2 protein-coding genes are annotated in these 533 nt (G+C 43.0%); both read left to right on the top strand.

Annotated features, from left to right (window positions below):
- Positions 1 to 148 (top strand): peptide deformylase (locus tag ACFIK8_RS13065; protein WP_375669666.1); only part of this gene is annotated, 148 nt, incomplete at its 5' end.
- Positions 148 to 533: methionyl-tRNA formyltransferase (locus tag ACFIK8_RS13060; RefSeq protein WP_375669665.1), on the top strand; the 386-nt coding region annotated here is incomplete at its 3' end. The genes ACFIK8_RS13065 and ACFIK8_RS13060, both read left to right, overlap by 1 nt.

Genomic DNA, 533 nt, shown 5'->3' with positions numbered 1-533 from the left:
TCTCCTGGCTACTTGTTTGCAACACGAAATCGACCATTTAAATGGTCGCCTTTTTATTGATCACATTTCGAAAATCAAACGCGATATGGTGATACGAAAATTTAAAAAACGCGCAAAAGAAAAAAACGCACAGGAAGCAATTTTGTAATGGGATTACGATTAAGTTTTATGGGAACACCTCATTTTTCCGTTCCCATTTTACATGCTTTATTGGATGCTGGCCATGATATTGTAGCTGTTTATAGCCAACCTCCCCGCCCAGCAGGACGTCGTGGTCTTAAAATGATCCCCTCACCCGTTCAAAATGCAGCACAAGCAAAATCCATTCCTGTTTTCACACCACAGACACTCAAAACAGCCGAAAAACAAGCACAATTCGCAGAACTTGCTGTCGATGTTGCTATTGTTGTTGCCTATGGACTATTCTTACCGAAAGCCATTCTTGAAACACCGCGTTTGGGTTGTTTCAATGCCCACGCTTCACTTTTACCACGTTGGCGTGGTGCTGCGCCTATTCAGCGTGCAATTATGGC

The organism is Bartonella sp. MR168JLCBS (assembly GCF_042194175.1).
The sequence above is the reverse complement of the archived record's forward strand: the minus strand, read 5'-3'. Positions and strand labels throughout refer to the sequence as shown.